Below are 8,251 nucleotides of genomic sequence, written 5' to 3'. Positions count from 1 at the left end.
GGGCTAGACTGCGCCCATGCTCGAATCCGTCGCCCTGCCGATCGTACGCTGGGCCCTGTCCGAGGACGTGGGCACCGGCGACATCACCACGCTGAACACCATCAAGTCGGGGGTCGGCGCTCGCGCGTCGATCATGGTCAAGGAAGACGGAGTGGTCGCGGGCCTCGACGTGGCGCGGCTGGTGTTCCGCGAACTCGAGCCTGCGCTGCGCTTCGAGCCGCAGGTCAGGGACGGCACGTTCGTGAAGGCGGGAGTCGCGGCCGCACGACTGTTCGGGCCCGTGGGCAGCATCCTTACCGGCGAGCGCACGGCGCTCAACTTCCTTCAGCACCTTTCGGGCATCGCGACGCTCACGCGCAAGTTCGTCGAGCGCATCCACGGCACCGGTGCCGCGATTCTGGACACTCGCAAGACGACACCCGGACTTCGCTACCTCGAGAAGTACGCGGTCAAGATGGGCGGCGGCGAGAACCACCGTTTCGCGCTGTGGGACATGTACCTGGTCAAGGACAACCACATCCGGGCGGCCGGCGGCCTGACCGCAGCGATCGATCGGATCCAGCGCACCCGTCAAGACGTGGCGCTCGAGGTCGAGGTCGAGTCGATGGCGCAACTCGAAGAGGCGCTGCGCCCCGAGGTCGATCGCATCCTGGTCGACAATCGTACCGTCGAAGAGGTGCGCGCCGCGGTCGCCGCGGTCGACGCGTGGTGCCGCATTCATCCGCCCGACGAACGCATGAAGCGCAAAGGCGCGAAGCGCTGGCCCGAGCTCGAGGTCTCCGGCGGATTGAACCTCGACACGGTGCGCGGCTATGCCGAGACCGGCGTCGACTTCCTGTCGGTCGGCGCGCTCACGCACTCGGCGCCGGCGCTCAACCTGAGCCTCGAGATCGAGGATGTGGGTGTGAACGCGTGACGTCGGCCCGGCCGCGATCGGACGTCGTGCATGTCTGACTTCGACCGTGCCGCCTTCGACGCCGCCCTGCGCACGCGGCGGCTCGGACGCTCGCTGCTGGTGCGCGATCAGGCCGGCTCGACCAACGATCTCGCCTGGGAGGCGCTCGCGCAGGGGCTGCCCGACGGCGCCACCGTGGTGGCCGAAGCGCAGTCGCAGGGGCGCGGCCGCGAAGGTCGGCGCTGGCACATGGCGCCCGGCAAGGGACTCGCACTCTCGGTGTTGCTGCACCAGGGTTGCGATCGTCGTTCGTTCGGCGTGATCTCGCTGGTGGCCGGGCTCGCGCTCGCGCGTGCGCTCGAACCGCTCGGACTGCGCGCCGATCTCAAGTGGCCGAACGACCTGCTCGTGCGCGGACGCAAGCTGTCCGGAATCCTGGCCGAGAGTCGGCGACTTCCCGGCGCGCGCAATCCCGACAGCACCATCGAAGCCGCGGTGATCGGAGTCGGCGTGAACGTCGGCGAGCGCCCCGAGGACTTCCCGGAGGCGATCCGCGAGCGCAGCACCTCGCTGGCGATCGAGGGTTGCGACACCACCCGTGAGGCGGTGGCCGCCGGGTTTCTGAACGCGCTCGAACCGCTGTGGTACGAGCTGCAGGAAGGAAGCCGCGAGGCGGTGCTCGAGGCATGGCGCGCGCGAGCGGGATTCTGGGGCCAGCCCGTCGTGGTGCGCACCGCAGGTGGTGAGCTGTCCGGCATCGCGCGCGACCTCAACCCCGAGGGTGCACTCGTCCTGCGGCTCGAGAGCGGAATCGAGATTCCGGTGTTCGCGGGCGATCTCGAACTGCCGTCCCTCGAGGCTTCGTGAGCCGGCTCGTGGACGATTCGCACGACGAGCCGATCGAGAGTCCGCACCGCCTGCCCGGTGCTCCGACCGCCCGAGCCGAGATGACGTTTCTCGAGCACCTCGACGCGCTGCGCGGCGTGCTGCTGCACGTCGTGATCGCAACCGCGCTCGGCGCGATCGGAGGGTGGCTGCTGTCGCCGCGGGTGCTCGAGGATCTGATCGCACGCACGGTCGGAACCGCCTACGTGCTGTCGCCGCTCGAGGCATTCAACGAGCGCTTCAAGCTCGCTCTGTTGATCGGAGCGCTGCTCACCGGCCCCTTCATCTTCTACCGCATCTGGGCGTTCGTGGTGCCGGGGCTGCTCAAGCGCGAGCGCGGCATGATCCTGCCGCTGGCGCTCGTCAGCATGCTGCTGTTCGCGGGTGGCCTGGCGGCCGCCTACTACTATGTCGTGCCGATGATCGTGCGGGTGCTGGCGGGCTTCACGGTACCCGGCATGCTGATGCAGATTCGAGTCAGCGACCTGCTCGGCTTCTTCTACAACGTGGCGATCGCGTGCGGCGTGATCGCCCAGCTGCCGGTGGTCACCATGACGCTCACCGCCCTCGGCCTCGTCACTCCGGGCATGTTGCTCAAGCAGTGGCGCTACGCGCTGATCGGCGCCTTCATCCTGACCGCCGTCATCACGCCCGGGGATGTCGTGACGGCGCAGTTGATTCTGGGTGGCCCGATGGCGGCCCTGTACTTCGTGAGTGTCGGACTCTCGTGGTTCGTGGCGCGTCGCCGCAGGCCCGAGCCCGATCCCGAGGAGGTCTGAGATGCCGAAGCGTTCGACGAAACGACCCCAGCCCCCGCGCGCGACCGCGCATCAGACCGCGCGGCTCGCGCCACCGGTGCGGCGCCATCAGAAGCCGCTCATCGCGGTCGACGTGGGGAACAGCGAAACGGTGATCGGACTGCTCGAGTCGCGCGAAGTGCGAGGATTCTGGCGACTCACGAGCGGGCGCATGACCGCGGACGAAATCGTGCTTCAGCTCGACGCGGTGCTGCGTGCCGCCGGTGTCCGCTCCGGCGGAGCGCCGATGGGGGGCGTGCTGTGCTCGGTCGCGCCGTCGCTCACGCTGGCGTGGATCGAGGCGCTGCGCCGCCGCATCGGCACCGCGCCGGTCGAGGTCAACGCGGACACCGCACGTTCGCTGCCGATCCGCTACCACGACCGCACTGCGGTCGGCGCGGATCGCATCGCGAATGCGGTGGCGGCCAGCGGGTACTACGGCACTCCGGCGATCGTGGTGGATCTGGGTACCGCGCCGACGTTCGACTGTGTTTCACAACAGGGTGCCTATCTGGGCGGCGCCATTGCGCCGGGCGTGGTGACGAGCGCGGAGGAACTGTTCCGGCGTGCGGCGCGCCTTCCGCGCGTGGAGCTTCGTCGACCCGCGCGGGCACTCGGACGCACCACCGAGGAGAGCCTCCAGTCCGGCGTGTTGTTCGGCCAGGCCGGCCAGGTGGACGCGCTCGTTCGGCGGCTCGCGCTTGAAATGAAGGGAACGCCACACGTCATTGCCACCGGCGGGCTTGCGAAGATCATCGCCCCCGAGTGCGAAACCGTGAACAGCGTCGACGAGGCGCTGACCCTGAAGGGCATGTCACTGCTCTGGGAGGAGAACACCTGATGTCTGCCGTACCGAGCGAACGCCTGTCACTCCTCCTACTCCTGGCCATCGGCGCAGCGATGGTCGGCTCGCTCACCGCCGCGACCGCTGCCGCTCCCGCACGCGAAACGCCGCCGACCAAGCCGGCGCATGCGGTGGTGCCCGAGCGGCTGACCGGGATTCCGGTGTCGCAGCTGCTGGTTTCGATGCCGGCCGGCGCGCGGGTTCCGGAGGCGCAGCTGCGCCGCGACGTGTGGTTGCTCGCCCATCCTGACTGGGAAGGACGCGGCATCGGAACCGCCGGCATCGATTCGGCTGCGAACTACCTGGCGTTGCGCATGCGCGCGATCGGGCTCGCGCCGGGCGGCGATGACGGGACCTACTTCCAGTCGCTCGAGGTCACGACCGGCGTCGAAGTCGGCGAGCCGTGCGCGATCGAGATCGCGGGGAATCGGTTCGCGGCGGGCGAGGACTTCGAACCGATCGGCTTCTCGACCAACGGGCGTCTGAAGGCCCCGCTGGTGTTCGCGGGCTACGGCATCTCGGCGCCGGGCTATCAGTACGACGACTACGCGGGCCTCGACGTGCGCGACAAGCTGGTGCTGGTGCTCACGAATGAGCCGGGCGAGATGGACTCGACGAGTCGCTTCGACGGCAGCGTCAACACCGCGCACGCGGAGCTGCGCACCAAGGCGATTGTGGCGCGCGAGCACGGCGCGCTCGGTCTGCTGGTCGTGAACGGTCCGCGCCACCACGCGGGCGAACCCCTGCGCGCTCCGCGTCGGGACGGCGCCGGTTACATGACCAGCGGTCTGCTGGCCGCGAGCGTGAGCGAGCGACTCGCCGAGCGTATGCTGGCCGGCAGCGGCCACACGCTGCGCGAGCTTCAGGACTCGATCGAGCGCGACACGCGGCCCGCGAGCGTGGCGCTCGCGGACAGCGCGACCGTCATGGTCACGCTGCGCCGCACCCGCGCCACCACCCGCAACGTCGTCGGAGTGATCGCCGGCCGCGATTCGGCACGTACCCTGGTGGTCGGTGCCCACTACGATCATCTCGGGTTCGGAGGCGAGAGTTCGCTCGCCGCCGACAGCCACGCCCCGCACGTCGGCGCGGACGACAACGCCTCGGGCACCGCGGCGATGCTGGGCGTGGCCACTCAATTGGCCGCGCGCGCCGCCGCCCGCACGCCTCAGCATCATCTGGTGTTCTGCGCGTTCACCGGTGAGGAAATCGGCCTGCTCGGCTCCGGCCACTTCGTCGACCAGCCCACTCGACCGCTGCCCACGGTCGAGACGATGATCAACATGGACATGGTGGGACGACTGAGCCGCAACCGACTCGCCGTCAGCGGCACCGGGACCGCGGCCGAGTTCCCGGCGATGCTCGCCGCCGTCAACGCGAGCACCGGCGGCTTCGAGATCAAATCGAGCGAGGACGGCTACGGACCCAGCGATCACTCCTCGTTCTACAAGCGCAGGTTGCCGGTGCTGTTCCTGTTCACCGGTGCGCACGTCGACTACCACAAGCCCAGCGACACGCCGGACAAGCTCGAATACGCCGGCCTCGCGCGCATCACGCAGTTCTGCGCCGCGGTGGTGGAGTCGCTCGATGCCCGTCCGCGACCGACGTTTCACCAGGCGCGTTCCGACAGCACCATCGGGCGCATCGCAGGCGGTGCCGGGTATGGCGCCTATCTCGGGACGATTCCCGATTACATGCAGACCGAGGGCGGCGTGCTGCTGTCGGGTGTGCGCTCTGGCGGACCGGCGGAGCAGGCGGGTCTGCGTGGCGCCGACACGATCATTCAATTCGACGGCGTGCACGTTGACAACATCTACGACTACACCTATGCACTGCGTTCCCGAAAGCCGGGACAGCAGGTGCGCATCACCGTCAAACGAGAGGGCGGGAACATGGACTTCGTGGTGACGCTCGGGCGGCGGCCTTGACCGCGCGCCCCCGGCTTCGAGGACTCGAGAGGCGTGGAACCGTCTCACGCCTGCAGTGGGCTGCGCCGCTCTTGAGCCTGCTCTTCGTCGCCGCACTGGTGATGCAGGCGCGCTCGAATGCGGCGCCGGTACGCGCGCCGCTCCCGCCGACCGCGGTCGCGGTCGACAGTCTGATTCGCGGTGGGGAGTCGCACTTCGCGAACCTGTGGCAGCTCACATTCGGCGGCGAGAACGCCGAGGCCTACTGGTCGGGCGATGGCACGCGCCTGATCCTGCAGGCGACGCGCGCGGGGTATCCGTGCGATCAGGAGTTCGTGCTCGACCTGCGCACCGGTGACCTCGACCGCGTGAGCACCGGAACCGGACGCACCACGTGCGGCTACTTCTACGACCACGATCGACGCATCCTGTTCTCGTCGACCCATCTGGCTTCGGACTCGTGTCCGCCGACCCCGGATCACTCGCAGGGCTACGTGTGGCCGGTCAGCGAAGGCTACGACGTGTTCACCGCGAAGGCCGACGGCAGTGGCATTACGCGGCTCACGAATTCCCCCGGCTACGATGCCGAGTCCACGGTGTCGGTCGATGGCAAGCGCATCGTGTTCACCTCGGTGCGCGACGGCGATCTCGAGATCTACACCATGAATGTCGACGGCACCGACGTGAAGCGCCTCACGCACGAGCCCGGCTACGACGGCGGACCGTTCTTCTCGCGCGATGGCAAGTGGATCGTCTACCGCGCCCAGCATCCGGCGGATTCGGCGCTCGCCGACTACCGCGCGCTGCTGGCGCGTCACCTGGTTCGGCCATCGCAAATGGACCTGTGGGTGATGCGGGCGGACGGTTCCGGCAAGCGTCGCGTGACCCATGATCCCGGCGCCTCGTTCGCGCCCTACTTCACGCCCGACGGCAAGTCGATTCTCTACTCCTCGAATCGCGACAATCCGCGCGGACGCAACTTCGATCTGTTCCTGGTTCCGGTCGGCGGTGGAACTCCGCAACGCGTCACGACCGATGAGTCGTTCGACGGTTTTCCGATGTTCAGTCCCGACGGGCGATGGCTGGCGTTCTGCTCGAACCGTGGCGCAGCGGTGCGCGGCGAGACCAACCTGTTCATCGCCGAGTGGCGCAGATGACCCACCATGGGTAAGCGCCTGGTGTTCGACGACGACGCGAGGCGCGCGCTGCGCATCGGGGTCGAGCAGCTGGCGGGCGCCGTGTGCGTGACGCTGGGCCCGCGCGGCCGCAACGTGGTGATCGAGCGCGCGCACGGCATGCCGACCATCACGAACGACGGGCTCGGGATCGCACAGGAGATCGAGCTGCTCGATCCGTTCGAGAATCTGGGCGTGCGCCTGGTGCGCGAGGCGGCAGTCAAGACCGGCGAGGTGGCGGGCGACGGCACGACGACCGCCACGGTGCTGGCGCGCTCGCTGGTCGCGGAGGGCCTGCGCGAACTCGCGGCGGGTCACAATCCTCAGCGCCTGCGCCGCGGCATCGAGCGTGCGGTGGTGGCGGTGGTGGCCGACCTCAAGCGGCGTGCGCGGCCGGTTGCGGGGCCCGACGACCTGCGTCGCATCGCCACCGTGTCGGCGCGACATGACGAGGTGCTGGGCCGCATCGTCGCCGAAGCGTTCGAGCGTACCGGCACGAAGGGGATCGTTCACGTCGAGAACGGGCGTGGTACCACCACCACGCTGGAGGTCGCCGAAGGCCTGCAGATCGAAGCCGGATACCAGTCGCCCTACTTCGTCACCGACGCCGAGTCGATGGTGGCGCGGCTCGAGGACCCGCTGGTGCTGGTCTCCGATCTCAAATTCGCCAGCTCGCGTGACGTCGTGCCGGTCATGGAACTGGCCGCGCGACTCGGACGCCCGCTCGTGATCGTGGCCGGCGAGATCTCGGACGAGGCGCTGGCGGTGTTGGTGGTCAATCGACTGCGCGGCACCGTCGCCTCGGTCTCGATCAAGATGCCGGGCATCGGCGAGGCGCGCCGCGAACGACTCGAGGATCTGGCGGTGGCGACCGGAGCGCGGCTGCTGGGAGCCGACCAGGGCTCGAGCCTCGAGCACGTGACCGACCAGGATCTGGGTCGAGCGCGGCGCGTGGAATGCGAACGCGAGCTCACCACGATCGTCGCGGGCGGCGGCCGCCCCGAGTCACTGCGCGGACACGTGGCGCAACTCGAACACCGGTTGCAGTCGGCGCGCGGATCCGAGCGCGATTCCCTGCGCGAGCGCATCGCCCGGCTGACCGGCGGCATCGCGGTGATCCACGTCGGCGGATTCACCGACATCGACGTACAGGAGCGCCGCAATCGCGTCGAGGATGCGATCGCCGCCACTCGATCGGCGGTCGAAGAGGGCATCATCACCGGCGGGGGAGTGGCGCTGCTGCGCTCGCAGCCGGCGATCGACGCACTGGCGGCGCGTGACGCGGGTGAAGCGGCGGGGCTGGCGCTGGTCAAGCGCGCGCTCGAGGCGCCGCTGCGTCAGATCGCCGAAAACGCCGGCGTGCGCGGCGCGCTGGCGGCCGAACGCGTGCGGGCGGGAAGTGGATCGTTCGGCTTCGATGCGCTGGCCGGCGACTACGCGGACCTGGACGAGCGCGGCGTCATCGACGCGGCGCGCGTGGTGCGCTGTGCGCTCGAGAACGCGGCGAGCATCGCGACGTTGGTGCTCACCACCGATGCGCTGGTGGTGGAGGATGACGAAGGCGGCGAGGACGGGGCTCCCGGGACGAACTGACGGCGTCGCGCCGCGCCGCTCGCGGCGGCGGCGAGCGGGGCTAGGGAGTTCGTCGCTGCGGCACCTCGCAGCGCGGCGCACCGAACAGCCGGCGGTGACGCGCGAGCTGCGCGTACAGCGCATCGGTCAGCGGTCGCAACCCGGGAGCGCCGATC

7 protein-coding genes are annotated in these 8,251 nt (G+C 69.3%); all 7 read left to right on the top strand.

Features of this window, described 5'->3' with window-relative positions; translation table 11 throughout:
• The first annotated feature begins 16 nt into the window (after positions 1–16).
• The 7 genes from nadC to groL all read left to right on the top strand — a co-directional run bounded on the left by nadC (position 17) and on the right by groL (position 8,096).
• Positions 17–916 carry a carboxylating nicotinate-nucleotide diphosphorylase gene (nadC, locus tag HOP12_09890; GenBank protein NOT34467.1) on the top strand — a complete coding sequence of 300 codons (900 nt, stop codon included), beginning with the start codon at positions 17–19 and terminating at the stop codon, positions 914–916.
• 30 nt (positions 917–946) lie between these two features.
• On the top strand, positions 947–1,762 hold the full coding sequence (locus HOP12_09885) for a biotin--[acetyl-CoA-carboxylase] ligase (protein ID NOT34466.1): 816 nt from the start codon (positions 947–949) through the stop codon (positions 1,760–1,762).
• Positions 1,759–2,559 (top strand): twin-arginine translocase subunit TatC, encoded by an 801-nt coding sequence (tatC, locus tag HOP12_09880; GenBank protein NOT34465.1) that lies wholly within the window; start codon positions 1,759–1,761, stop codon positions 2,557–2,559. Before HOP12_09885 ends, tatC begins: the two co-directional genes overlap by 4 nt.
• Position 2,560: 1 nt before the next feature.
• Positions 2,561–3,418 carry a type III pantothenate kinase gene (locus HOP12_09875; protein NOT34464.1) on the top strand — a complete coding sequence of 286 codons (858 nt, stop codon included), beginning with the start codon at positions 2,561–2,563 and terminating at the stop codon, positions 3,416–3,418.
• Complete coding sequence (locus tag HOP12_09870; protein ID NOT34463.1) at positions 3,418–5,349, top strand: M28 family peptidase; 1,932 nt, start codon at positions 3,418–3,420, stop codon at positions 5,347–5,349. Before HOP12_09875 ends, HOP12_09870 begins: the two co-directional genes overlap by 1 nt.
• A 71-nt stretch (positions 5,350–5,420) precedes the next feature.
• A complete protein-coding gene (locus HOP12_09865; GenBank protein ID NOT34462.1) occupies positions 5,421–6,485 on the top strand; it encodes a hypothetical protein in 1,065 nt (354 codons plus the stop codon).
• 6 nt (positions 6,486–6,491) lie between these two features.
• Positions 6,492–8,096: a chaperonin GroEL gene (gene groL, locus HOP12_09860; protein NOT34461.1), complete on the top strand. Its 1,605-nt coding sequence runs from the start codon at positions 6,492–6,494 to the stop codon at positions 8,094–8,096.
• The last annotated feature ends 155 nt before the right edge of the window (positions 8,097–8,251 follow it).

Source organism: Candidatus Eisenbacteria bacterium, assembly GCA_013140805.1.
Taxonomy (GTDB): Bacteria; Eisenbacteria; RBG-16-71-46; order RBG-16-71-46; family RBG-16-71-46; genus JABFRW01.
Note: the sequence above shows the minus strand (reverse complement) of the source record. Positions and strands in the feature narration are given on the sequence as shown.

What these genes read in the sequence shown, in the direction of transcription:
- nadC (NOT34467.1), top strand. Translation starts at nt 17, where the DNA reads ATGCTCGAATCCGTCGCCCTGCCGATCGTACGCTGGGCCCTGTCCGAG.
- HOP12_09885 (NOT34466.1), top strand. Translation starts at nt 947, where the DNA reads ATGTCTGACTTCGACCGTGCCGCCTTCGACGCCGCCCTGCGCACGCGG.
- HOP12_09875 (NOT34464.1), top strand. Translation starts at nt 2,561, where the DNA reads ATGCCGAAGCGTTCGACGAAACGACCCCAGCCCCCGCGCGCGACCGCG.
- HOP12_09870 (NOT34463.1), top strand. Translation starts at nt 3,418, where the DNA reads ATGTCTGCCGTACCGAGCGAACGCCTGTCACTCCTCCTACTCCTGGCC.
- groL (NOT34461.1), top strand. Translation starts at nt 6,492, where the DNA reads ATGGGTAAGCGCCTGGTGTTCGACGACGACGCGAGGCGCGCGCTGCGC.